Origin of the sequence: Pseudomonas sp. R2-7-07, assembly GCF_003852355.1 — a bacterium.
Lineage (GTDB): Bacteria > Pseudomonadota > Gammaproteobacteria > Pseudomonadales > Pseudomonadaceae > Aquipseudomonas.
Map to the genome: position 1 here is coordinate 1,291,060 of NZ_CP027759.1, position 23,870 is coordinate 1,314,929.

At 61.2% G+C, this 23,870-nt stretch carries 21 protein-coding genes; 12 read left to right on the plus strand and 9 right to left on the minus strand.

Features of this window, described 5'->3' with window-relative positions:
- Positions 1-149: 149 nt before the first annotated feature.
- From C4J86_RS05730 to C4J86_RS05745, 4 genes are all read right to left on the minus strand, one after another.
- Positions 150-2,996, minus strand: a complete 2,847-nt coding sequence (locus tag C4J86_RS05730; RefSeq protein ID WP_124369752.1) for a valine--tRNA ligase — start codon at positions 2,994-2,996, stop codon at positions 150-152.
- Positions 2,997-3,207: 211 nt separating this feature from the next.
- On the minus strand, positions 3,208-3,582 hold the full coding sequence (locus C4J86_RS05735) for a DNA polymerase III subunit chi (protein WP_124369753.1): 375 nt from the start codon (positions 3,580-3,582) through the stop codon (positions 3,208-3,210).
- 7 nt (positions 3,583-3,589) lie between these two features.
- Complete coding sequence (locus C4J86_RS05740; protein ID WP_124369754.1) at positions 3,590-4,018, minus strand: DNA polymerase III subunit chi; 429 nt, start codon at positions 4,016-4,018, stop codon at positions 3,590-3,592.
- 55 nt (positions 4,019-4,073) lie between these two features.
- Positions 4,074-5,564, minus strand: coding sequence for a leucyl aminopeptidase (locus C4J86_RS05745; RefSeq protein ID WP_124369755.1), 1,491 nt, complete (start codon positions 5,562-5,564; stop codon positions 4,074-4,076).
- A 282-nt stretch (positions 5,565-5,846) separates the two neighbouring features.
- Here C4J86_RS05745 and lptF point away from each other — a divergent pair, with 282 nt between their 5' ends.
- From lptF to tadA, 10 genes are all read left to right on the plus strand, one after another.
- A complete protein-coding gene (gene lptF, locus C4J86_RS05750) occupies positions 5,847-6,965 on the plus strand; it encodes an LPS export ABC transporter permease LptF (protein ID WP_124369756.1) in 1,119 nt (372 codons plus the stop codon).
- Positions 6,958-8,037: an LPS export ABC transporter permease LptG gene (gene lptG / locus C4J86_RS05755; RefSeq protein ID WP_124365949.1), complete on the plus strand. Its 1,080-nt coding sequence runs from the start codon at positions 6,958-6,960 to the stop codon at positions 8,035-8,037. The genes lptF and lptG overlap by 8 nt, the downstream gene beginning before the upstream one ends.
- Positions 8,038-8,188: 151 nt before the next feature.
- On the plus strand, positions 8,189-9,988 hold the full coding sequence (lepA, locus tag C4J86_RS05760; RefSeq protein WP_003210439.1) for a translation elongation factor 4: 1,800 nt from the start codon (positions 8,189-8,191) through the stop codon (positions 9,986-9,988).
- A 5-nt stretch (positions 9,989-9,993) separates the two neighbouring features.
- Positions 9,994-10,848, plus strand: a complete 855-nt coding sequence (lepB, locus tag C4J86_RS05765) for a signal peptidase I (protein WP_124369757.1) — start codon at positions 9,994-9,996, stop codon at positions 10,846-10,848.
- 147 nt (positions 10,849-10,995) lie between these two features.
- Entirely contained in the window at positions 10,996-11,685 is a 690-nt protein-coding gene (rnc, locus tag C4J86_RS05770; RefSeq protein ID WP_003188856.1) for a ribonuclease III, read from the plus strand.
- Positions 11,678-12,580, plus strand: a complete 903-nt coding sequence (era, locus tag C4J86_RS05775) for a GTPase Era (RefSeq protein WP_029297473.1) — start codon at positions 11,678-11,680, stop codon at positions 12,578-12,580. Before rnc ends, era begins: the two co-directional genes overlap by 8 nt.
- 142 nt (positions 12,581-12,722) lie before the next feature.
- Positions 12,723-13,412 carry a DNA repair protein RecO gene (gene recO / locus C4J86_RS05780; RefSeq protein WP_124369758.1) on the plus strand — a complete coding sequence of 230 codons (690 nt, stop codon included), beginning with the start codon at positions 12,723-12,725 and terminating at the stop codon, positions 13,410-13,412.
- Between the two features lie 51 nt (positions 13,413-13,463).
- Positions 13,464-14,207, plus strand: a complete 744-nt coding sequence (gene pdxJ / locus C4J86_RS05785) for a pyridoxine 5'-phosphate synthase (RefSeq protein WP_124365952.1) — start codon at positions 13,464-13,466, stop codon at positions 14,205-14,207.
- A gap of 191 nt (positions 14,208-14,398) precedes the next feature.
- Positions 14,399-15,781 (plus strand): multicopper oxidase family protein, encoded by a 1,383-nt coding sequence (locus C4J86_RS05790; protein ID WP_124369759.1) that lies wholly within the window; start codon positions 14,399-14,401, stop codon positions 15,779-15,781.
- Complete coding sequence (tadA, locus tag C4J86_RS05795) at positions 15,781-16,275, plus strand: tRNA adenosine(34) deaminase TadA (protein WP_124369760.1); 495 nt, start codon at positions 15,781-15,783, stop codon at positions 16,273-16,275. The genes C4J86_RS05790 and tadA overlap by 1 nt, the downstream gene beginning before the upstream one ends.
- A 136-nt stretch (positions 16,276-16,411) precedes the next feature.
- Here tadA and cmoB read toward each other — a convergent pair whose 3' ends face one another.
- The 3 genes from cmoB to C4J86_RS05810 form a co-directional block, all read right to left on the minus strand.
- Entirely contained in the window at positions 16,412-17,368 is a 957-nt protein-coding gene (cmoB, locus tag C4J86_RS05800; protein WP_124369761.1) for a tRNA 5-methoxyuridine(34)/uridine 5-oxyacetic acid(34) synthase CmoB, read from the minus strand.
- Positions 17,365-18,108 carry a carboxy-S-adenosyl-L-methionine synthase CmoA gene (gene cmoA, locus C4J86_RS05805; protein ID WP_124365955.1) on the minus strand — a complete coding sequence of 248 codons (744 nt, stop codon included), beginning with the start codon at positions 18,106-18,108 and terminating at the stop codon, positions 17,365-17,367. The genes cmoB and cmoA overlap by 4 nt, the downstream gene beginning before the upstream one ends.
- 110 nt (positions 18,109-18,218) lie before the next feature.
- Positions 18,219-18,608 carry a protease inhibitor I42 family protein gene (locus C4J86_RS05810; RefSeq protein WP_124369762.1) on the minus strand — a complete coding sequence of 130 codons (390 nt, stop codon included), beginning with the start codon at positions 18,606-18,608 and terminating at the stop codon, positions 18,219-18,221.
- A gap of 230 nt (positions 18,609-18,838) precedes the next feature.
- Between C4J86_RS05810 and C4J86_RS26995 the strand changes: the two genes are divergently transcribed.
- Together C4J86_RS26995 and C4J86_RS05815 are read left to right on the plus strand one after the other, a co-directional pair.
- Positions 18,839-19,147, plus strand: a complete 309-nt coding sequence (locus C4J86_RS26995; RefSeq protein WP_256660109.1) for a transposase — start codon at positions 18,839-18,841, stop codon at positions 19,145-19,147.
- An 8-nt stretch (positions 19,148-19,155) separates the two neighbouring features.
- Positions 19,156-19,986 (plus strand): IS3 family transposase, encoded by an 831-nt coding sequence (locus C4J86_RS05815; protein ID WP_256681421.1) that lies wholly within the window; start codon positions 19,156-19,158, stop codon positions 19,984-19,986.
- A gap of 78 nt (positions 19,987-20,064) precedes the next feature.
- On the opposite strand, the gene lon is transcribed toward C4J86_RS05815, so the two are convergent.
- Together lon and C4J86_RS05825 are read right to left on the minus strand one after the other, a co-directional pair.
- Positions 20,065-22,482 (minus strand): endopeptidase La, encoded by a 2,418-nt coding sequence (gene lon / locus C4J86_RS05820; protein ID WP_124361454.1) that lies wholly within the window; start codon positions 22,480-22,482, stop codon positions 20,065-20,067.
- Positions 22,483-22,591: 109 nt separating this feature from the next.
- Positions 22,592-23,581 (minus strand): GntR family transcriptional regulator, encoded by a 990-nt coding sequence (locus tag C4J86_RS05825; RefSeq protein WP_124369763.1) that lies wholly within the window; start codon positions 23,579-23,581, stop codon positions 22,592-22,594.
- Between the last annotated feature and the right edge of the window lie 289 nt (positions 23,582-23,870).

Consider the following 23,870-nt stretch of genomic DNA (forward strand, 5'->3'; position numbering starts at 1 on the left):
TGTGGGAGGGGGCTTGCTCCCGATGGCAGTATGTCAGTCATTTATCTGCCAGCTGACCCACCGCCATCGGGAGCAAGCCCCCTCCCACATTGACCGCATGCACAAAAAAAGAGACCCGAAGGTCTCTTTTTTTTCACACGGTTTGGCCCTTACAGGCTGGCAATCCGTGCATGTTGTTCCGCCAGCTTGCCCAGGGCTTGTTCAGCCTCGGCCAACTTGGCGCGTTCTTTGTCGATCACTTCGGCCGGCGCCTTGTCGACGAAGGCCGCGTTGGACAGCTTGCCGCCCACTCGCTGCACTTCGCCTTGCAGGCGGGCGATTTCCTTGTCGAGTCGGGCCAGTTCCGCGCCCTTGTCGATCAGGCCGGCCATCGGCACCAGTACTTCCATGTCGCCGACCAGCGCGGTCGCCGACAGCGGTGCTTCGGCGCCATCAGCCAATACGGTAATCGACTCCAGTTTCGCCAGCTTCTTGAGCAGCGCATCGTTCTCGCTGAGGCGACGCTGGTCTTCGGCACTGGCGTTCTTGACGAACACGGCCAGCGGCTTGCCCGGACCGATATTCATCTCGGCGCGGATGTTGCGCGTGCCGAGCATCAAGGTCTTGAGCCATTCGATATCGCTTTCGGCGGCCTCATCGATACGTGCTTCGTTGGCCACAGGCCAAGGTTGCAGCATGATGGTCTTGCCTTCGATACCGGCCAGCGGCGCCAGGCGCTGCCAGATTTCTTCGGTGATGAACGGCATGAACGGATGCGCCAGGCGCAACGCCACTTCCAGCACGCGCACCAGGGTGCGACGGGTGCCGCGCTGGCGCTCGAGCGGCGCGTTTTCGTCCCACAGCACTGGCTTGGACAGTTCCAGGTACCAGTCGCAATACTGGTTCCAGATGAACTCGTACAAGGCTTGTGCGGCCAGGTCGAACCGGAACTGGTCGAGCTGGCGGGTCACTTCGGCTTCGGTACGCTGCAGCTGCGAGATGATCCAGCGGTCGGCCAGGCTCAGCTCAAAGGCTTCGCCGTTCTGGCCGCAGTCTTCGCCTTTATCCAGCACATAGCGCGCGGCGTTCCAGATCTTGTTGCAGAAGTTGCGATAGCCTTCGACGCGGCCCATGTCGAACTTGATGTCGCGGCCGGTGGACGCCAGCGAGCAGAACGTGAAACGCAGGGCGTCGGTGCCGTAGCTGGCGATGCCGTCGGCGAACTCGTCGCGGGTCTGCTTTTCGATCTTTTTCGCCAGCTTCGGCTGCATCAGGCCCGAGGTGCGTTTCTGCACCAGGGTTTCCAGGTCGATGCCGTCGATGATGTCCAGCGGGTCCAGGACGTTGCCCTTGGACTTGGACATCTTCTGGCCCTGGCCATCGCGTACCAGACCGTGCACGTAGACGGTCTTGAACGGTACCTGCGGCGTGCCGTCTTCGTTCTTCACCAAATGCATGGTCAGCATGATCATCCGGGCAACCCAGAAGAAAATGATGTCGAAGCCGGTGACCAGCACGTCGGTGGAGTGGAATTTCTTCAGGAATTCGGTCTGTTGCGGCCAGCCCAGGGTGGAGAAGGTCCACAGGCCGGAGCTGAACCAGGTGTCCAGTACATCGTTGTCCTGTTGCAGCGCGATGTCGGCGCCGAGGTTGTGCTTGGCACGCACTTCGGCTTCGTCGCGGCCTACGTAGACCTTGCCCGACTCGTCGTACCAGGCCGGAATGCGGTGGCCCCACCACAACTGACGGCTGATGCACCAATCCTGGATGTCGCGCATCCACGAGAAGTACATGTTCTCGTACTGTTTGGGCACGAACTGGATGCGACCGTCTTCAACGGCGGCAATCGCAGGCTCGGCCAGCGGCTTGGTCGACACGTACCACTGGTCGGTCAACCACGGCTCGATCACAGTGCCGGAGCGGTCGCCCTTCGGCACTTTCAGGCCGTGGTCGTCCACGCTCACCAGCAAACCTGCGGCATCGAAAGCGGCAACGATCTGCTTGCGTGCTTCGAAACGGTCGAGGCCGGCGTATTCGGCCGGGATCTTGCCGTCGATGCTCTCGTTCAGCGTACCGTCCAGGTTGAATACCTGGCAGGCCGGCAGTACGGCGGCGTTCTTGTCGAAGATATTGAGCAGCGGCAGGTTGTGGCGCTTGCCGACTTCGTAGTCGTTGAAATCGTGGGCCGGGGTGATTTTCACGCAGCCGGTGCCGAATTCAGGGTCGCAGTAGTCATCAGCGATGATCGGGATGCGCCGGCCTACCAGCGGCAGCTCGACGAACTTGCCGATCAGGGCCTGGTAGCGCGCGTCGTTCGGGTTAACCGCGACAGCGGCGTCGCCGAGCATGGTTTCCGGACGGGTGGTGGCGACGATCAGGTAAGCGTTGCCTTCAGCGGTCTTGGCGCCGTCAGCCAGCGGATACTTGAGGTTCCACAGGAAGCCTTTCTCGTCGTGGTTCTCCACTTCGAGGTCGGAAATCGCCGTGTGCAGCTTGGTGTCCCAGTTGACCAGGCGCTTGCCGCGGTAGATCAGGCCGTCTTCATGCAAGCGCACGAAGGCTTCCTTCACCGCTTCCGAGAGGCCGTCATCCATGGTGAAACGCTCGCGGCTCCAGTCCACGGACGAACCCAGGCGACGGATCTGACGGCTGATATTGCCGCCGGACTGGTCTTTCCATTCCCAGATTTTCTCCAGGAATTTCTCGCGGCCCAGGTCGTGACGGCTTTGGCCGGTGGCTTCCAGCTGGCGTTCCACCAGCATCTGGGTGGCGATGCCGGCGTGGTCGGTGCCCGGCTGCCACAGCGTGTTACGGCCTTGCATGCGGCGGAAACGGATCAACGCATCCATGATCGCATTGTTGAAGCCATGGCCCATGTGCAGGCTGCCAGTGACGTTCGGCGGTGGGATCATGATGGTGTACGAGTCGCCCGCACCTTGTGGGGCGAAATAGTTCTCGGACTCCCAGGTGTTGTACCAGGAAGTTTCGATAGCGTGGGGCTGATAGGTCTTATCCATGCGCGGCGGGACCCTAGTTGGCATTTATTCAGGAAAGCCGGCAAGTATAACGGGGGATAGGGCGAAGGGCGAGGCGAAGACAGGCTTGAGGTGCACGCGATCCAATGTGGGAGGGGGCTTGCTCCCGATAGCGGTGGATCAGTCACAACATCACTGACTGACACTCAGCTATCGGGAGCAAGCCCCCTCCCACATTGGATCTTTGTCTGGCTCAGGATTGGTACTGACTCAGCAGTCGCTCCATCCGCGCATCCATCCGCCGCTTGATCTCGGCTTCGATGTGCGGGGCAAAGTCGGCGATCACGTCTTGCATGATCAGTTGCGCGGCGGCGCGCAGTTCGTTGTCCAGGTGCAGCAGCAATGCGTCGGGCGCTTTTTCTGCGGCGGGAGCGGGCGGCGTGGCCACGGGCTTGGGCGCAGCCGGCTGGTGGTCGACCATGTCGGACAACAATGGAATCTGTACCCCGGCCTCGACCGATTCGGTCAACAGCGGCGGTTGCAGGTCATCATCACCGAGCAACTGACGGATGGACTCGAGGTCGTCCAGCAAGTGGTCGTCTTTTTTCATCGGGTTGGGCGTGTCCATCATGTACTCAAAGTCGTTGTAGCCGGTGATCCTGCAGAGAATAGCCCTGTTCGCGGTAGAAACGGAAACTCTCCCGCGCGGCCTGACGAATAGCCGGGTCCTCCACCACCACTTCCGCCACACGGGCGAAGTCCTTGGCGAAGGCCGGCACTTTCAGGTCGAGGTTGACCAGCAGGTCATGGTGGTCGCCGCAACTGTCGCCCAGACCCAGCACGACCAAGCCGTCGGGTTCGGATTCGGCGGGGCCGTGGGGCACGAAGCTTTCGCCCTTGAAGCGCCAGAGGCGGGCATCGAGGTCCTCGCGTTGGGCGGCATCGCTGCAATGCAGGTAGATGCGATGGCCCATGCGCCAGGCTTTTTCGGTGAGCTTGCAGGCAAAGTCCAGCCGCGCTGAAGGATCGGCGCTGGGCAGGATGTAGAAATCGACTTGGGTCATTGCGGTTCCTGGAGCCCGAGGCGGCTATATGAATAGCCGCCCGGGATCTTCAGTTTCAGGCCTTGGCGCGGTCCAGCAGGTACTGGGTCAGCAGGGGGACCGGACGGCCAGTAGCGCCCTTGACCTTGCCGCCGCTGGTCCATGCAGTACCGGCGATGTCCAGGTGCACCCAGTTGAAGTTCTTGGCAAATCGCGACAGGAAGCACGCTGCGGTGATGGTGCCGGCTTTCGGGCCACCGATGTTGGCGATGTCGGCGAACGGGCTGTCCAGTTGCTCCTGGTACTCGTCGAACAGCGGCAGTTGCCAGGCGCGGTCGTCGGCGGCCTTGCCGGCGCTGAGCAATTGCTCGATCAGCTCGTCGTTATTGCCCAGCAGGCCCGATGTGTGGGCGCCCAGGGCAACCACGCAGGCACCGGTCAGGGTGGCGATGTCGATCACCGCTTGCGGCTTGAAGCGTTCGGCGTAGGTCAGCGCGTCGCACAGCACCAGGCGGCCTTCGGCGTCGGTGTTGAGGATTTCCACGGTCTGGCCGCTCATGGTCGTGACGATATCGCCTGGGCGCGCAGCACCGCCGCTCGGCATGTTCTCGGCGCAGGCCAGGATGCACACCAGGTTGATCGGCAGCTTGAGTTCCAGCACGGCGCGCAGGGTGCCGAACACGCTGGCGGCGCCGCCCATGTCGTATTTCATCTCATCCATGCCGGCGCCCGGCTTGAGGCTGATGCCGCCGGTGTCGAAGGTGATGCCCTTGCCGACCAGCGCGTACGGCTTCTCGGACTTCTTGCCGCCGTTGTACTGCATCACGATCAGGCGTGGCGGCTGGTCGCTGCCCTGGCCTACGGCATAGAAGGAGCCCATGCCCAGGTCCTTGATCTTTTTCTCGTCCAGCACTTCGACCTTGAGGCCCTTGAATTCTTTGCCCAGCGCCTTGGCCTGTTCGCCGAGGAAGGTTGGGTGGCAGATGTTCGGCGGCAGGTTGCCCAGGTCGCGGGTGAACGACATGCCGTTGGCGATAGCCGTTGCATGAGTGACGGCGCGCTCGACTTCAGCCTGGGCAGCCTTGATGGTCAGCAGGGTGATTTTTTTCAGCGCGCGCGGTTCGGCTTTCTGGCTCTTGAACTGGTCGAAAACGTAGCCGCCGTCCACCAGGCTTTCGGCCAGCAGACGGGTCTTGCCGTAGCTGTCACGGCCTTTTACGACGATTTCATCGAGTGCCAGTGCCGCATCGCTGCCGCCCAGGCCTTTAAGGGTGGTAAGGATGGCGCTGATGATCTTGCGGAACGGACGGTCGCCCAGTTCGGCGTCCTTGCCCACGCCCACCAGCAATACGCGCTCAGCCTTGAGGTTCGGCAGGCTCTGCAGCAGCAGGCTCTGGCCGACTTTGCCGGCCAGGTCGCCGCGCTTGAGCACGGCGCTGATGGCGCCGCCGCTCAGTTCATCGAGTTGCTTGGCGGCAACGCCGAGTTTGCGGCCTTCGCCGACAGCGACCACGAGGGTGGCGGTTTTCAACGTTTCGGGGCTAACGCTTTTTACAACCAATTCCATTTTCGGGTCCCTTATACGGTCGGTGAGCCTGGCATGTGTACCCAGGCTTTAAAGCGTGGCAGCCTTGTAAACCGCCAGCGACAAAGGCCGCAGTTTGAACCTCGGCGGCGGAGCCTGACAACCCTCGAAGCACGCTTTGTGCGTGCGCATGAGGTTGCGCAGTGACAGGCGCGGTCAATCACAGGATAATGCGCCATCTTTTTAGCCGGCCCGCGCAAACGGGTCGACTCGGTATGCTTGCTTGTTTGGCCGCCTTAGCCTGACAACCCTGGAGTGTCTGGTTTGATCGTCTTCCGTTATCTATCCCGCGAAGTCCTGTTGACCCTGAGTGCCGTGAGTGCGGTATTGCTGGTCATCATCATGAGTGGTCGTTTCGTTAAATTCCTTGCGCAGGCCGCCTCGGGTGCCCTGGATCCGGGCTCTTTGTTCCTGATCATGGGCTTTCGCCTGCCGGGCTTCTTGCAACTGATCCTGCCGCTCGGCCTGTTCCTTGGCATCCTGCTGGCATATGGCCGGCTGTATCTCGAAAGCGAGATGACCGTGCTGTCGGCCACCGGCATGAGCCAGCAGCGCCTGCTGGCCATGACCATGGTGCCGGCCGCCGGCGTTGCCCTGTTGGTGGCCTGGTTGAGCCTGAGCCTGGCGCCTCAGGGGGCCATGCAGTTTCAGCTGTTGCTGAACAAACAGGACGCGATGACCGAGTTCGACACCCTCGAACCCGGGCGCTTCCAGGCGCTCAACGACGGCACGCGCGTGACCTATACCGAAGAAATGACCGAAGACCGTTCCAACCTGAGCGGCGTGTTCATTTCCCAGAAAAACCTCGGCAAGGACCAAAAAGACCGGGGCATCTCGATCCTGGTGGCCGACGGCGGCCGCCAGGAAGTGCGCCCCGACGGCAGCCGCTACCTGATCCTGGACAACGGCTATCGCTATGATGGCAGCCCGGGGTTGGCCGATTACCGTGTGATCAAGTACGACACCTACGGCGTCATGCTGCCCAAGCCCGATATCAGCGACGAAGTCACCGACCGCGATGCGCTCCCGACCGCATCGCTGTTCGGTAGCCAGGAGCTGCGCTCCATCGCCGAGCTGCAATGGCGCCTGTCGCTGCCGCTGCTGGTATTCATCGTGACCTTGATGGCCGTGCCGCTGTCGCGCGTCAACCCGCGTCAGGGCCGATTCCTCAAGCTGCTGCCGGCAATCCTGTTGTATATGGCGTACCTGACCATCCTGATTTCCGCTCGTGGCTCCCTGGAGAAGGGCAAGATTTCGCCCGTCCTGGGCCTGTGGTGGGTCCACGGGATTTTCCTGGTGATCGGCCTGGGGCTTCTCTATTGGGAGCCTATCCGTTTGAAAATGAAGAGCCGTCGTGGCCTGAAGGAGTTGGCTCGTGGCTAAGCTCGATCGCTACATTGGTAGCAGCGTACTGATCGCCATTCTGGCGGTATTGGGCATCATCCTGGGCCTGGCCTCGCTGTTTGCGTTCATCGACGAAGTGGGCAACGTCACCGATACCTACACGGTCACCGACGTGCTGAGCTTCGTGGCGCTGACCGCGCCGCGCCGGCTCTACGACATGATGCCGATGGCCGGCCTGATTGGCTGCCTGATCGGCCTGGGCACCCTGGCCAGCAACAGCGAATTGACCATCATGCGCGCGGCGGGCGTGTCCATCGGGCGTATCGTCTGGGCGGTGATGAAGCCAATGCTGCTGCTGATGGCGTGCAGCGTGCTGATCGGCGAATACGTCGCGCCACCGTCCGAAGCCACCGCCCAGGCCAATCGCGCCCTGGCTCAGGGTTCGGGTGATGCGCAAAGTTCCAAGCACGGCCTGTGGCATCGCCAGGGTGACCAGTTCATCCACATCAACGCCGTGCAGCCCGGTGGGTTGTTGGTCGGGGTGACGCGCTACACGTTCGACAAGGAGCGGCACATGCTGAGCTCCAGTTTCGCCAAGCGCGCGCAGTATGACGGTGAAAAATGGCAACTGAGCGACGTCACCACCACGCTCTTCCATAACGTGGGCCAGGGCATCAAGTCCAGTACCGAAGTGGTCAATGAGCCCACCCAGGCATGGGACATCGCGCTCAAGCCGGAACTGCTCAATACCGTGATCATGGTCCCGGAAACCCTGCCGATCTCGGGGCTTTGGAGCTACATCCACTACCTCAAGGACCAGGGCCTGAACAATGGCCGCTACTGGCTGGCGTTCTGGGTCAAGGTGCTGCAGCCGGTGGTCACCGCCGCGCTGGTGTTGATGGCGATCTCCTTTATCTTCGGCCCGTTGCGTTCCGTGACCCTCGGCCAGCGGGTATTCACCGGCGTGCTGGTGGGCTTCACCTTCCGCATCGCCCAGGACCTGCTGGGGCCGTCGAGCCTGGTATTCGGCTTCTCGCCGCTGTTTGCGGTGCTGGTGCCGACGTTTATCTGCGCCGTGGCCGGGTTCTGGTTGTTGCGCCGAGCCGGTTGATTGCGCGCTTATGCATAAAAAATGCCCCGCTTATCCCAGCGGGGCATTTTTGTTCTGGTCAGCAAAGATGACGTCTGGCCTGAGCATCAGGTACAATTCCCGGCTATTTTTCAGCGGGCAATCTGCCTGCAGCCTTTTTGAGTGTTGATCCGTGAGTGATTTGAGTCATATCCGCAATTTCTCCATCATCGCCCACATTGACCATGGCAAGTCGACGCTGGCCGATCGATTCATCCAGATGTGCGGCGGCCTTGCCGAGCGTGAGATGGAAGCCCAGGTCCTGGACTCCATGGACCTCGAGCGTGAACGCGGGATCACCATCAAGGCCCATAGCGTCACCCTGTACTACACCGCCAAAGACGGTATCAAGTACCAGCTGAACTTCATTGACACCCCCGGCCATGTTGACTTCACCTACGAAGTCAGCCGCTCGCTGGCGGCCTGTGAAGGTGCCTTGCTGGTGGTCGACGCCGGCCAGGGCGTCGAGGCCCAGTCCGTAGCCAACTGCTATACCGCCATCGAGCAGGGCCTGGAGGTCATGCCGGTGCTGAACAAGATCGACCTGCCCCAGGCCGATCCGGACCGCGTAAAAGAAGAAATCGAAAAAATCATCGGCATTGACGCCACCGACGCCGTCGAGTGCAGCGCCAAGACGGGCCTTGGCGTCGACGAAGTGCTCGAGCGCCTGGTCAAGACCATCCCGGCCCCTACCGGTAACTACGAAGATCCGCTGCAGGCGTTGATCATCGATTCCTGGTTCGACAACTACCTGGGCGTCGTGTCCCTGGTGCGCGTACGCCACGGCCGCGTTAAGAAGGGCGACAAGATCCTGGTCAAATCCACCGGCAAGATCCACCTGGTGGACAGCGTCGGTGTGTTCAACCCCAAGCACACCGCCACCACGGACCTGAAAGCCGGTGAAGTGGGCTTCATCATCGCCGGTATCAAGGACATTCACGGCGCGCCGGTAGGTGACACCCTGACCTTGAGTTCCACCCCCGATGTCGACGTGCTGCCGGGCTTCAAACGCATCCAGCCGCAGGTCTACGCCGGCCTGTTCCCGGTCAGCTCCGACGACTTCGAAGACTTCCGCGAAGCCCTGCAGAAGCTGACCCTCAACGACTCGTCCCTGCAGTACACCCCGGAAAGCTCCGACGCCCTGGGCTTCGGCTTCCGGTGCGGGTTCCTGGGCATGCTGCACATGGAGATCATCCAGGAGCGCCTGGAGCGCGAATACGACCTGGACCTGATCACCACCGCGCCGACGGTTATTTTTGAGCTGGCGCTGAAAACCGGTGAAACGATTTACGTCGACAACCCGTCCAAGCTTCCGGATCTGTCTTCCATCGAAGATATGCGCGAGCCGATCGTGCGGGCCAATATCCTGGTTCCGCAGGAGCACCTGGGCAACGTCATCACCCTGTGTATCGAAAAACGTGGCGTGCAGCACGACATGTTGTTCCTCGGTACCCAGGTGCAAGTGACCTACGATTTGCCGATGAACGAAGTGGTCCTGGACTTCTTCGACCGTCTCAAATCCACCAGCCGCGGCTATGCTTCGCTGGATTACCATTTCGATCGTTACCAATCGGCTAATCTGGTGAAACTGGATGTGCTGATCAACGGCGACAAGGTCGATGCCCTGGCACTGATCGTGCACAAGGACAATGCGCACTACAAAGGTCGCCAGTTGACCGAGAAGATGAAAGAACTGATTCCGCGCCAGATGTTCGACGTCGCGATCCAGGCCGCCATCGGCGGCCAGATCATTGCGCGGACCTCCGTCAAGGCACTCAGAAAGAACGTACTGGCCAAATGCTACGGCGGTGACGTAAGCCGTAAGCGCAAGCTGCTTGAGAAGCAAAAGGCCGGTAAAAAACGCATGAAGCAAGTGGGCAACGTGGAAATTCCACAAGAAGCCTTCCTTGCGGTGCTCAGGTTGGATAGTTAGGTCCTATGTCACTAAATTTCCCGCTGTTGCTGGTCATCGCCGTCGCCGTTTGCGGCCTCCTGGCGTTGCTCGATCTGGTGTTCTTCGCCCCGCGTCGGCGGGCGGCTATCGCCTCCTATCAGGGCAGCGTCAGCCAGCCTGATGCGGTGGTGGTCGAGAAGCTGAACAAGGAGCCCTTGCTGGTTGAATACGGCAAGTCGTTCTTCCCGGTGTTGTTCATCGTGCTGGTGCTGCGTTCGTTCCTGGTGGAGCCGTTCCAGATCCCATCGGGGTCGATGAAACCTACCCTGGACGTGGGCGACTTTATCCTGGTGAACAAGTTTTCCTACGGGATCCGCTTGCCGGTGATCGACAAGAAGGTCATCGAAGTCGGTGACCCCCAGCGCGGTGATGTGATGGTGTTCCGCTACCCAAGCGACCCGAACGTCAACTACATCAAGCGGGTGGTCGGCCTGCCGGGCGACGTGATCCGCTACACCAGCGACAAGCGCCTGTTCGTCAACGGTGAGTCAGTGGCCGAGAAACTGCTGGGCGCCGAGCCGAATACCTTGGGCAGCGCCGAGCTGTACCAGGAAAAACTCGGTACGGTAGAGCACCAGATCCGCAAGGAAATGAGCCGCTACCGCGCGATGCCCGATGGTCAGTGGAAAGTGCCAGCCGGGCACTATTTCATGATGGGCGACAACCGCGACAACTCCAATGACAGCCGCTACTGGGACGACCCCAGTATTCCCAAGGACCTGCTGGGCATGGTGCCCGACGAGAATATTGTCGGCAAAGCCTTCGCGGTCTGGATGAGTTGGCCGGAACCCAAGCTCAGCCACCTGCCGAACTTCTCGCGGGTAGGGCTGATCAAGTAATACAAGCGGCGCTGTGAACACAGCGCCGAATGCTTTTCTGGGGCTTGGACATTTTCCGCTGCCCCGCAGCACCCATCAGGATTTGAATTTGAACACTGCGTCAATCGTCGATGGCCGCCGGTGCCACCAACTAGATATGGATAAACCGTGACCGTTTCTCTCAGTCGTCTCGAGCGTCAGCTCGGCTACACCTTCAAGGACCAGGAATTGATGGTCCTTGCCCTCACACACCGCAGCTTCGCGGGGCGCAATAACGAGCGCCTGGAATTCCTTGGTGACGCCATCCTCAACTTCGCCGCCGGTGAGGCGCTCTTCGAGCGTTTTCCCCAGGCCCGTGAAGGCCAGCTTTCGCGCCTGCGTGCACGCCTTGTGAAAGGCGAGACCCTGGCCGTGCTGGCCCGAGGTTTCGGCCTGGGCGAGTACCTGCGGCTGGGCTCCGGTGAATTGAAAAGCGGCGGTTTCCGGCGCGAGTCGATCCTGGCTGATGCCCTGGAAGCATTGATCGGTGCGATCTACCTCGATGCCGGGATGGAAACGGCCAAGGAGCGCGTGGTCGCCTGGCTGGCGTCGGAAATCGAGAGCCTGACGCTGGTCGACACCAACAAAGATCCCAAGACCCGCCTGCAGGAATACCTGCAATCGCGCGGTTGCGAACTGCCACGCTACGAAGTGGTGGATATCCAGGGTGAGCCGCATTGCCGCGTGTTCTTCGTGGAATGTGAAATCACCTTACTGAACGAAAAAAGCCGAGGTCAGGGTGTGAGCCGTCGTATTGCCGAACAGGTAGCGGCCGCTGCAGCACTGATTGCCCTGGGCGTGGAGAATGGCCATGACTGATTCAACCGCAACACGCTGTGGCTATGTTGCCATCGTCGGCCGCCCGAACGTGGGCAAGTCCACGCTGCTGAACCACATCCTCGGCCAGAAGCTCGCGATCACCTCGCGCAAGCCGCAGACCACCCGCCACAACATGCTGGGCATCAAGACCGAAGGCAACGTGCAAGCGGTCTATGTGGACACCCCCGGCATGCACAAAGGCGGCGAAAAAGCGCTTAACCGCTACATGAACAAGACCGCTTCGGCGGCGTTGAAAGACGTCGACGTGGTGATCTTCGTGGTTGACCGCACCAAGTGGACCGACGAAGACCAGATGGTCCTCGAGCGTGTGCAGTACGTCACCGGCCCCTTGATCGTCGCGCTGAACAAGACCGACCGCATCGAAGACAAAGCCGAGCTGATGCCGCACCTGAGCTGGCTGCAGGAGCAACTGCCGAACGCCCAGATCATGCCGATCTCGGCGCAGCACGGCCACAACCTCGAAGCCCTGGAGCGCGTGATCGCCGGCTACCTGCCGGAGAACGAGCATTTCTTCCCGGAAGATCAGATCACCGACCGCAGCAGCCGCTTCCTTGCCGCCGAACTGGTGCGCGAGAAAATCATGCGCCAGATGGGCGCCGAGCTGCCGTACCAGATCACCGTTGAAATCGAAGAGTTCAAGCAGCAGGGCAAAACCCTGCACATTCATGCCTTGATCCTCGTTGAGCGTGACGGCCAGAAGAAAATCATCATTGGCGACAAGGGCGAGCGCATCAAGCGCATCGGCACCGAAGCGCGCAAGGACATGGAATTGCTGTTCGATTCCAAGATCATGCTTAACCTGTGGGTGAAGGTTAAGGGTGGCTGGTCCGATGATGAGCGTGCGTTGCGCTCCCTCGGCTACGGCGACCTGTAAGCACACCGCAGGATAAAAAATGTGGGAGGGGGCTTGCTCCCGATGGCAGTCTGTCAGTCACTTATGTGTTAACTGACCCACCGCTATCGGGAGCAAGCCCCCTCCCACATTAGGTTTGTGTTGTTTTCAAGATCGAGAACCCATGTCCCCAACCCCACCCCCCAGCCAGCTCGCCTACGTCCTGCACAGCCGCGCCTACCGTGAGACCAGCGCGCTGGTGGATTTCCTCACGCCTCAAGGTCGCCTGCGCGCGGTTTTGCGCAGTGCGCGGGGCAAGGCCGGCACGTTGGCGCGGCCCTTCGTGGCGCTGGACGTGGAGTTTCGTGGCAAGGGCGAGTTGAAGAACGTCGGCCGCCTGGAAAGCGTTGGCACCTCTGCCTGGCTCAATGGCGATGCGCTGTTCAGCGGGCTCTATCTCAATGAGCTGCTGATCCGCCTGTTGCCCGCCGAAGACCCGCACCCGGCGGTCTTCGATCACTACGCCGCCACCTTGCTCGCCCTCGCTGAAGGCCGTCCCCTGGAGCCGCTGCTGCGCGCCTTCGAATGGTGCCTGCTGGATGATCTGGGCTACGGTTTTGAACTGCACAACGACCTGCACGGTGATCCCGTCGCCGCCGATGGCATGTATCGCCTGCAAGTGGACGCAGGCCTTGAACGTGTGTACTTGTTGCAACCCGGTCTGTTCCAGGGCACCGAACTGCTGGCCATGAGCGAGGCGGACTGGACGGCCCCCGGCGCCTTGTCCGCCGCCAAGCGCCTGATGCGCCAGGCCCTGGCCGTGCACCTGGGCGGACGGCCGCTGGTCAGTCGCGAGTTGTTTCGAAAGCCCTGACATCCCCGTGTATGCTGTGCACCGATTCTTTCCCTTTTCAGGAGCGCTTCCGTGAGCACCAGCAATCGCATTCTTCTTGGCGTCAACATCGACCACGTCGCCACCCTGCGCCAGGCCCGGGGCACCCGTTACCCTGACCCGGTCAAGGCTGCACTGGACGCCGAAGAAGCGGGTGCCGACGGCATCACCGTGCACCTGCGCGAAGACCGCCGCCACATCCAGGAGCGCGATGTGCTGCTGCTCAAGGACGTGCTGCAGACCCGCATGAACTTCGAAATGGGCGTCACCGAGGAAATGATGGCGTTCGCCGAGCGCATCCGCCCGGCGCACATTTGCCTGGTGCCGGAGACTCGTCAGGAACTGACCACCGAAGGCGGCCTCGACGTGGCTGGCCAGGAAGCGCGGATCAAGGCTGCCGTGGAGCGCCTGTCGAAGATCGGCAGCGAAGTGTCCTTGTTCATCGACGCCGACGAGCGCCAGATCGAAGCCTCGCGCCGTGTCGGCGCGCCGGCGATCGAATTGCACACCGGCCGCTACGCCGATGCCACCACGCCGACCGAAGTGGCCGAGGAGCTGCAACGCATCATCGACGGTGTGAACTGCGGCCTCACTGAAGGCCTGATCGTCAACGCCGGCCATGGCCTGCACTACCACAACGTCGAAGCCGTGGCCGCGATCAAGGGCATCAACGAACTGAACATCGGGCATGCGCTGGTGGCTCATGCGCTGTTCGTCGGGTTCAAAGGCGCCGTGGCCGAGATGAAAGCCCTGATCCTGGCCGCCGCCAAGCACTAGAAAACAATGCAAATCCAATGTGGGAGGGGGCTTGCTCCCGATAGCAGAGTGTCAGCCACACACCTATGGCTGATACACCGCCATCGGGGGCAAGCCCCCTCTCACATGCGAACCCTTACTGTTTAGCCCGCGCAGGTGTATCGTATCTGCCCTTTGCGGGCCCTGGCCTGCGACCGATACGTGAGGTTGTTGTGTCCCAATCGTTTTCCCGTCGACAGATCCTCGGTGGCCTTGCCGGCCTGGCCGTCGTAGGTGTGGGCGCCGGTGGCGCCTATCGCTACTGGCTGGGCAAGGTTGCCGATGCCAACGCAGGAAGCGACTACCAACTGATCGCCGCGCCGCTCGATGTGGAACTGGTGCCGGGCCACACCACCCAAGCCTGGGCGTTCGGCCCCTCTGCGCCTGGCACCGAGCTGCGCGTACGCCAGGGCGAATGGCTGCGGGTGCGCTTTATCAACCACCTGCCGGTCGCCACCACCATCCACTGGCATGGCATCCGCCTGCCGCTGGAAATGGACGGCGTGCCCTACGTCTCGCAATTGCCGGTATTGCCAGGGGAATACTTCGATTACAAGTTCCGCGTGCCCGACGCCGGCAGCTACTGGTACCACCCCCATGTGAACAGCAGCGAAGAACTCGGCCGTGGCCTGGTCGGGCCGTTGATCATCGAAGAGCGTGAGCCCACCGGCTTCAAGCACGAGCGCACCCTCAGCCTGAAAAGCTGGCACGTGGACGAAGAGGGCGCCTTCGTGGCGTTCAGTATTCCCCGTGAGGCGGCGCGTGGCGGTACGGCAGGGCGTCTGTCCACCATCAACGGCGTGGCCCAGGCGGTGATCGACCTGCCGGCCGGGCAGATCACCCGAGTGCGCCTGCTCAACCTCGACAACACCCTGACTTATCGCCTCAACATCCCGGATGTCGAAGCGCAGATCTACGCGCTGGACGGCAACCCCATCGAGCCGCGCCCGCTGGGCAAGGAATACTGGCTGGGCCCTGGCATGCGTATTTGCCTGGCGATCAAGGCGCCGCCGGCGGGCGAAGAGCTGTCGATCCGCAATGGCCCGGTGCGTCTGGGTACGTTCCGCTCGGTGGCCAATACCGACGCGCCGAGCGAATGGCCGCCCGCATTGCCGCCCAACCCGGTTGCCGAACCGGACCTGGCCAATGCAGAGAAACTCAACTTCAACTTCGAGTGGGTCGGTTCGGTGTCGGTCAACGTCGACAACGGCAAGCCACCGAGCTTGTGGCAGATCAACGGCCAGGCCTGGGACATCACCGACAAAACCTGCGCCGACCGCCCGATCGCCAAGTTGGAGAAGGGCAAGAGCTATATTTTCGAATTGAAGAACATGACCCAGTACCAGCACCCGATCCACCTGCACGGCATGAGTTTCAAGGTGATTGCCTCGAACCGCCACAAGGTCATCCCGTATTTCACCGACACCTACCTGCTGGGCAAGAACGAACGCGCCCGCGTGGCGTTGGTGGCGGATAACCCGGGCGTGTGGATGTTCCACTGCCATGTGATCGACCATATGGAAACCGGCCTGATGGCCGCCATCGAGGTGGCGTGATGCGCCAGATTCGCCCGGCGATCATCGACCGCAGCCGCGACCAAACCTTCATGCGCGAAGCCCTGGCACTTGCCGCCCAGGGCGCGGCGCTGGGTGAAGTGCCGGTGGGCGCGGTCCTGGTGCAAAACGGTGAGATCATTGGCCGCGGTTTCAACTGCCCGATCAGCGGCAATGACCCCAGCGCGCATGCCGAGATGGTCGCCATCCGCGCCGCTGCGCAAGCGATCAGCAACTATCGCCTGGTGCGCAGCACGCTGTATGTGACGTTGGAGCCGTGCAGCATGTGCGCCGGCCTGATCGTGCATTCGCGGGTTGCACGGGTGGTGTATGGCGCGCTGGAGCCCAAGGCCGGGATTGTGCAGAGCCAGGGGCAGTTTTTTACCCAGGGCTTTCTGAACCATCGGGTGTTGTTTGAGGGTGGGGTGCTGGCTGAAGAGTGTGGAACGGTATTGAGCGAGTTCTTCAAGGCCCGCCGAGCCAAGCCACCGCTCTAGAACACTGATAAGCAAATGTGGGAGGGGGCTTGCTCCCGATAGCAGTGTGTCAGTCAGCATGGTTGTAGCTGACCCACCGCCATCGGGAGCAAGCCCCCTCCCACATTTAGATCCATGTTGTTTCAGGGAGATCGGGTTACTTTCTGGCGATGATCACCGCCCGCATCGGCGCCGGCAGCCCCTCAATCGTCTTGCTGGGATCTTCTGAATCGAGAAAATCACTCAGCGACTGATATTTCATCCAAGCTGTCCCACGCTGTTCCTCCACCGTGGTCACGCTCACATCCACGCAACGCACATCACTGAAACCAGCGCGGCGCAGCCAGAGCATCAATGCCGGGACCGAGGGCAGGAACCATACGTTACGCATCTGCGCGTAGCGGTCTTCCGGTACCAGCACTTGTTGCTGGTCGCCTTCCACCACCAGGGTTTCCAGTACCAGTTCGCCGCCCTTGACCAGGGTGTCTTTCAGCGCCAGCAGATGTTCGATCGGCGAACGACGGTGATAGAACACGCCCATGGAAAACACCGTGTCGAAGCCTTCAAGGTTCGCCGGCAAGTCTTCGAACGGGAACGGCAGGTGCCAGGCCCTGGGTGCTGACAGGTACCGCTGCACCGCCTGGAACTGGCAGAAAAACAGCCAGTTCGGGTCGACGCCAATCACGCTGTCCGCGCCGGCGCCGAGCATGCGCCACATGTAATAGCCGTTGCCGCAGCCCACGTCGAGGATGCGCTTGCCGTTCAAATCCAGGTGCGGCGCCACCCGCGACCACTTCCAGTCCGAGCGCCATTCGGTGTCCACATGCACGCCGAACAGGTGGAATGGCCCCTTGCGCCACGGGCTCAGGCCCATCAGCGCGGTGTGCATTTGCGCACGGGTGGCGTCATCGCATTCAGTGTCCAACACCAGGCCTGTGAGCAAGTCGACGTGGCTGGGCTGGATGTTGGGCAATGCGTCCAATGCACTTTGCCAGCGCTCCAGGTCGCCATGGCCTTTTTCCATTTTGCTATCGAGCTGCGCTTGCAGGCCCTGGGCCCACACGGCCAAGGGAGTGCCGACCAGATGGCGGGCGAGGGGAGACAAATCAATCATGGCAAGGCAATCAACGAGGCAAAGTTAAGACACTGGAACCACGGCACGACTTTCGAGAACCCGGCCGCCAGCAGGCGTTCGCGGTGTTCTTCGAGGCTGTCGGGCTTCATGACGTTTTCGATGGCGCTGCGCTTCTGGGCGATTTCCAGTTCGCTGTAGCCGTTGGCGCGTTTGAACGCGATATGCAGGTCGGTCAGCAGCGCCTGTTCCTGGGCATCGTTGAAGCGCAGCTTTTCCGAGAGGATCAGTGCACCGCCCGGCAGCAGCGACTGACGGATGCGCCCGAGCAACGCCAGGCGTTCATCGGGGGCGATGAATTGCAGGGTGAAGTTCAGCGCGACCACCGAGGCCGGCTGGAAGTGCAGGGCGAGGATATCGCCCTCGATCACCTCCACCGGCAGCAATTCCTGGAACATCGAATCCTGGCCATTGAGGTATTCGCGGCAGCGTTCGACCATCGCCGTCGAGTTATCCACCGCGATCACCCGGCACCCGTCGGTACGCACATGGCGGCGCAGGGCCTGGGTCACGGCGCCCAGGGACGAGCCCAGGTCATACAGCACACTGCCCGGCTGGGCGAACTGGGCGGCGAGCACGCCGAGGTTCTCAACGATGGTCGGGTAACCGGGCACCGAGCGCTTGATCATGTCCGGGAACACCCGCACCACGTCTTCGTTAAAGGCGAAGTCCGGCACCTGGGGCAGGGGCTGGGCGAATAGGCGATCGGGTTCTTTGCTCACGGTTGTTCCGGCGACGAGGAAGGAAAGGCCGGCATTTTAGCCAAGTTGGCCCGCGGATGCGCGGGTTGTCTGATGGAAAGCCGAGGCCGGCAGCGGCTGAGGTCAGCCCGTCAGTTCACCGTAATGGCGCAGTCGAACGTCTGGGCGGGTTCGGCCTCCGGCTCCCACGGTTGCTGGGAGGTCAGGCGCAAACGGCCTTGCCCGGCGGTAAAGGCCTGGAAACGCCAGGTGGACTGGCCGCCGCCACCGATCACGCCGGATTCGCTGCTGCTGTACACCTCCGGGCTCAGCGCCCGCAACACGCCGCCGGCGGAGTCCTGGATGGCCCAGCGGTAGCCGGTGGTGGGGTTGCTGGGCAGGGTGAGGATCAGGTTCTGACCGGAAGTGAGCTGGAGCGGGCAGGCGCTCTGGTCGTCCACGCTGATGTTTTGCTTCGGCGCGCTGGCGCATGCGGCCAGCAGGGCAAGGCTCAAGGGGAGAAACAGGCGGGCAACGGTCATGGGGGCTCCGGTTGTACACGACGAAGGGCGAGCATAACCGAAGATGAGACAAGGTGTGACAGGAGGGGGGTTGTGTTGGCAGGTCTGGCCTCATCGGGAGCAAGCCCCCTCCCACACTTGACCGGGTACATTCTTTGGAATGCGGTCAAAATGTGGGAGGGGGCTTGAACTGGCCTAATGATCCCGGACACCTCTTAAGGGCGATATGATTCGCCCAATCAGGAGGTTCCATGCAAGAACGAAAGACCTACACCCGCGAGTTCAAGCAACGTGCTGCAAGTATGGTTCTTGATGATAACTGCTCAGTTCCTGACGTCTGCGCGTCGATGAGCGTTGGGCCTACGGCTCTGCGCCGTTGGATTGATCAGGTTCGCAAAGAGCGTCAGAAAGGGCAGCCAGTGGCAGGTACCAAGGCAATCAGCGACGAACAGCGAGAGCTTCAACAGCTGCGAGCCAAGGTCAAGCGCCTGGAGACCGAGGCTGAAATCTTAAAAAAAGCTACGGCTCTCTTGATGTCGGATCCCGATCGTTTTTCCTGATCGAGGAGCTGAGAGAGTCGAGCTCATATCCGACCCGCCTTCTTTGTAGTGCGCTGAACGTTTCCCGCAGCGCGCTTTATGACTGGCTTAAGCGTCGCTCAGAGCCGAATACCAAGCGTGACGCGCTTAGAGCAAAAGTCGTGCAACTGCATGACGAAAGCCGGGGAAGTGCAGGTGCACGGATGATCTCTCAGCACTTGAAGGCCCAGCAGATCAAGGTAGGTCGGCATCTGGCCGGAAAACTCATGGCGGAGGCAAATCTGGCCAGCAGACAGCGCCGCCGCCATCAATATCGCTCTAGAGGCGTTGAAGCATTTGTGGCCAAGAACCTGCTTGAGCGTAACTTCGAGCCAACCGCAATTAATCAAGTCTGGTGCGGCGACGTTACCAGCCTAATGGTTGGGAAACGCTGGTATCACTTGGCAGTGGTCATTGATCTGTTCGCCCGCCGAATCGTTGGCTGGGCGTTTTCTCTGATCAATGACGCCAACCTGGTTAGCAAGGCGCTGAGAATGGCGGTGGAGGTTCGAGGCAAACATGCAGGCTTGATGTTTCATTCGGATCAAGGCTGCCAATACACCAGCCAGCTCTTTCAGTCCGCGTTGCTGGAGTATGGGATAACCCAAAGCATGAGCCGCAGAGGGCAGTGCTGGGACAATGCACCAACAGAGCGTTTCTTTGGGACGCTCAAATCAGAGTGGGTGCCCACCAAGGGCTATATGACAGTTGAAGAAGCCAAGCAGGATATGACCAGCTTCTTCATGCGATACAACCGAATCAGGCTCCACAGCTACAACAACTACCTGTCGCCAATAGCCATGGAGCAAAAAGCGGCATAAACACCGTAATCGGTGTCCGGGATTACTTGACCAGTTCAGCTTGCCCCCGATAGCGCCAGCTCAGACACTACATAACTGTCAGAACAACACTTTGGCCACATCCGCAAAGCGCTTGGCAAAGTGCACCGTCATCCCTTCCTTAAGGTACTCCGGCAACTCCTCAAAACTGCCACGATTGGGCTCCGGCAAGATCAACTCGTGAATCTTCTGGCGCCGCGCCGCGATCACCTTTTCCCGCACGCCGCCAATCGGCAGCACATGCCCGGTCAACGTCAGTTCGCCGGTCATGGCCACGCCTTTTTTCGGCGGCTGGTTGCGTGCCAGGGACAGCAGCGCGCTGGCCATGGTCACGCCCGCGCTCGGCCCGTCTTTTGGCGTGGCGCCTTCCGGTACGTGCAAATGGACGAAGGCTTCATCGAAGAACTTCGGATCACCGCCAAACGACTTCAGGTTGGAGCTGATGAAGCTGTAGGCGATTTCTGCGGATTCCTTCATCACGTCACCCAGTTGCCCGGTGAGCTTGAAGCCGCGATTGAGCGTGTGGATGCGCGTCGCTTCGATCGGCAAGGTCGCGCCACCCATGCTGGTCCAGGCCAGGCCGGTAATCACACCGGTGCCCGACAGCACTTGTTCATTGCGAAACACCGGCATGCCCAGGGAGGCTTCCAGGTCCTTGTTAGCGATCTTGATCACCGAATTCGGCTCATCCAGCAGCTTGACCACCGCCTTGCGCACCAGTTTGCCCAGCTGTTTCTCCAACTGACGCACGCCGGCTTCCCGCGCATAGCCATCGATCAACGCACGCAGGGCGCCGTCGCTGATGCTCAGGCTGGTTTTTGCCACGCCGGCTTTTTCCAGCTGCTTGGGCCACAGGTGGCGCTTGGCGATGGCGACTTTTTCTTCGGTGATGTAGCCCGACAGGCGAATCACTTCCATGCGGTCGAGCAACGGGCCGGGGATCGAGTCCAGGGTGTTGGCGGTGCACACGAACAGCACCTTGGACAGGTCCAGGCGCAGGTCCAGGTAGTGGTCGAGGAATTCGACGTTCTGCTCGGGATCGAGGGTTTCAAGCAGCGCCGAGGCCGGGTCGCCCTGGAAGCTCTGGCCCATCTTGTCGATCTCGTCGAGCATGATCACCGGGTTCATCACTTCCACATCCTTGAGCGCCTGCACCAGCTTGCCCGGCAGCGCGCCGATGTAGGTGCGGCGGTGGCCCTTGATCTCGGCCTCGTCGCGCATGCCGCCGACACTGAAGCGGTAGAACGGCCGCCCCAGGGACTCGGCGATGGATTTACCGACGCTGGTCTTGCCCACGCCCGGCGGGCCCACCAGCAGCACGATGGAACCGGCGACCTCACCTTTATAGGCGCCTACCGCGAGGAACTCGAGGATGCGGCTCTTGATGTCATCCAGGCCCGCATGATGCTTATCCAACACCTTGCGCGCGTGTTTCAGGTCGAGTTTGTCTTCGCCATACACGCCCCACGGTACCGAAGTGGCCCAGTCCAGGTAGTTACGGGTGACGGCGTATTCCGGCGAGCCGGTTTCGAGGATCGACAGCTTGTTGAGTTCTTCATCGATACGTTTCTGCGCCTGGGCCGGCAGCGTCTTGCCCACCAGTCGCTGCTCGAATTGTTCGACATCGGCGCTGCGGTCGTCCTTGGTCAGGCCCAGCTCTTGCTGGATGACCTTGAGCTGTTCCTTGAGGAAGAACTCGCGCTGATGCTCGCCGATCTTGCGGTTCACTTCGGCGGAGAGTTCTTTTTGCAGGCGCGCGACTTCGACCTCTTTGCGCAGCATCGGCAAAACTTTTTCCATGCGTTTGAGCATGGGCACGCAATCGAGCACTTCCTGCAACTCGTTACCGGTGGCCGAGGTCAGCGCAGCGGCGAAGTCGGTGAGCGGTGACGGGTCGTTGGGGCTGAAGCGGTTGAGGTAGTTCTTCAACTCTTCGCTGTACAGCGGGTTGAGCGGCAGCAGTTCCTTGATCGCATTGATCAGCGCCATGCCGTAGGCCTTGACCTCGTCGGTCGGCTCGCTCGGCTGGTGCGGGTATTCGACCTCCACCAGGTACGGTGGGCGGTGGTGCTTGAGCCAGGTCTTGATGCGCACGCGCGTCAGGCCCTGGGCCACGAATTGCAGCTTGCCGTTTTCGCGGCTGGCGTGGTGCACCTTGACCAGGGTGCCGTACAGCGGCAGGGCAGAGGTGTCGAAATGGCGCGGGTCTTCGGGCGGTGTATCCATGAAAAACAGGGCGAGGGAATGGTGGTCGGATTTGCTCACCAGTTCCAGGGTTTCGGCCCAGGGTTCTTCATTGACGATGACCGGCAACACCTGCGCCGGAAAAAACGGCCGGTTGTGGATCGGGATGATGTAGACCTTGTCCGGCAGGTTTTGCCCAGGCAGGGCCAGGCCGGTGTTGGACGAAGTTTCAGCGTTTTCGGGGTCGGCGTAGTCGTTCAGGTCGTAATCAGGGACGTCTTGCTGGTCGCTCATGGGGCACCTGCATAAGGAAGTATGCAGCTTAGATGGGGCAGGGCAGCGGTGGTTTCAATGGTAGGGGTGAGATAGGAACATATTACATAAAGTTACTGCAGCGACGCGGTCAGCTGATTTTGTGGAGGTAGGCCGGCAGTGGCTGCTCGGGCAGTACCGAGAGCACCTTCAAGCGCTGCAACATTCGCTGCCGCGCCCGTTGCAGGTGTTCGCGCAGGTTCAGCGCGGCGGCATCGAAGGCGCCGTGGAGCAAAAGCTCCAGGATCAGGCGATGTTCGGCGAGCATGGCCGGATCGGCGCCGATTCCCAGCAATCGATGGAAAATCCGACTGATGATCATCGGGCTCTGGCCCTGGCGGATCAGCGCGGCGATCTTGCGGTTCTGCAGGCCGGCCAGGCAGCGCTGGTGCAAGTCCTCTTCGATCTGCTCGATGGCTTCCAGGCTGCATTGCGGGTTCTGCTGGGCCGCCGTGACCCGCTGCAACATGGCTTCGAGGACTTCCCGGTCGAGGCCCGGCGCGCTCTGGCGCAAGGCCTCGGGTTCCAGGCAGGCGCGCAGTTCGTAGTCTTCGGTGACTTCCCGCGCGGTCAACGGCCCGGCCAACCATTGGGAGTAGGGCTCTTTCTCCACCAGGCCACGGTCGCGCAGGCGCATCAGCGCTTCGCGGACCACGGCGCGGCTGACGCCGTAGTGGTCGGCGGCGGCTTGTTCGTCCAGGCGGTAATGGCCAAAGGCGATGCAGGTGGACAGTGCTGCGCCGATTTCCTCGACGATCCGCTCGCCCAGGGGCCGGGTGTCCACCAGTTCGTCGTCGCCGTTGAGGCCCAGGTGCGCGTGGCTCAGGGGCAGGCGCAGCGGCTCCACGGCCAGGCCTTCGGGATTGATCAGGTAGCCACGGCCGTTGAAGCGGCAGATCAGGCCCTCATCGTGCAGCAGGTCCAGCGCCTTGCGCACCGGCACGCGGCTGGTGCCGAACAGCTCGGCCAGCGGCGCCTCCAGCAGCACAAGCCCGTGGCGCGCGGTGCCGTTGACGATTGCGTCACGCATTACCTTGTGAATCATCGCGTAACGGGATGCCGGGGCGGACACTGGTTTCATCTGCTTCTCTGGGTCATGAGTGCTAGGGCGTGACGATGGCTGGGGATTCTCTCATAGATGGGCCTGTCACTCCGCGCCACGTCGGTGGCACTTTTTTGGGGCCTTTGGCACCGGGTTGTTACTTTTTTGCACCAAAATGTATGTATTAATTAAAGATACGTTATTTCATTGAAGGGCAGACCCACCGCTGACCTTCAAATATTTTGCTTCTTACAAAAGCCTCTATCCCGTGGATATTGGCGAAAAGCCGAAATAATACGCGCGGACACACAAAGAGACTGGCACGAAA

What these genes read in the sequence shown, in the direction of transcription:
- C4J86_RS05810 (WP_124369762.1), bottom strand. Translation starts at nt 18,608, where the DNA reads ATGACCGTTGCCCGCCTGTTTCTCCCCTTGAGCCTTGCCCTGCTGGCC.
- era (WP_029297473.1), top strand. Translation starts at nt 11,678, where the DNA reads ATGACTGATTCAACCGCAACACGCTGTGGCTATGTTGCCATCGTCGGC.
- C4J86_RS05745 (WP_124369755.1), bottom strand. Translation starts at nt 5,564, where the DNA reads ATGGAATTGGTTGTAAAAAGCGTTAGCCCCGAAACGTTGAAAACCGCC.
- C4J86_RS05740 (WP_124369754.1), bottom strand. Translation starts at nt 4,018, where the DNA reads ATGACCCAAGTCGATTTCTACATCCTGCCCAGCGCCGATCCTTCAGCG.
- C4J86_RS05735 (WP_124369753.1), bottom strand. Translation starts at nt 3,582, where the DNA reads ATGGACACGCCCAACCCGATGAAAAAAGACGACCACTTGCTGGACGAC.
- lepB (WP_124369757.1), top strand. Translation starts at nt 9,994, where the DNA reads ATGTCACTAAATTTCCCGCTGTTGCTGGTCATCGCCGTCGCCGTTTGC.
- lon (WP_124361454.1), bottom strand. Translation starts at nt 22,482, where the DNA reads ATGAGCGACCAGCAAGACGTCCCTGATTACGACCTGAACGACTACGCC.
- cmoB (WP_124369761.1), bottom strand. Translation starts at nt 17,368, where the DNA reads ATGATTGATTTGTCTCCCCTCGCCCGCCATCTGGTCGGCACTCCCTTG.
- C4J86_RS05825 (WP_124369763.1), bottom strand. Translation starts at nt 23,581, where the DNA reads ATGAAACCAGTGTCCGCCCCGGCATCCCGTTACGCGATGATTCACAAG.
- tadA (WP_124369760.1), top strand. Translation starts at nt 15,781, where the DNA reads ATGCGCCAGATTCGCCCGGCGATCATCGACCGCAGCCGCGACCAAACC.
- C4J86_RS26995 (WP_256660109.1), top strand. Translation starts at nt 18,839, where the DNA reads ATGCAAGAACGAAAGACCTACACCCGCGAGTTCAAGCAACGTGCTGCA.
- recO (WP_124369758.1), top strand. Translation starts at nt 12,723, where the DNA reads ATGTCCCCAACCCCACCCCCCAGCCAGCTCGCCTACGTCCTGCACAGC.
- C4J86_RS05730 (WP_124369752.1), bottom strand. Translation starts at nt 2,996, where the DNA reads ATGGATAAGACCTATCAGCCCCACGCTATCGAAACTTCCTGGTACAAC.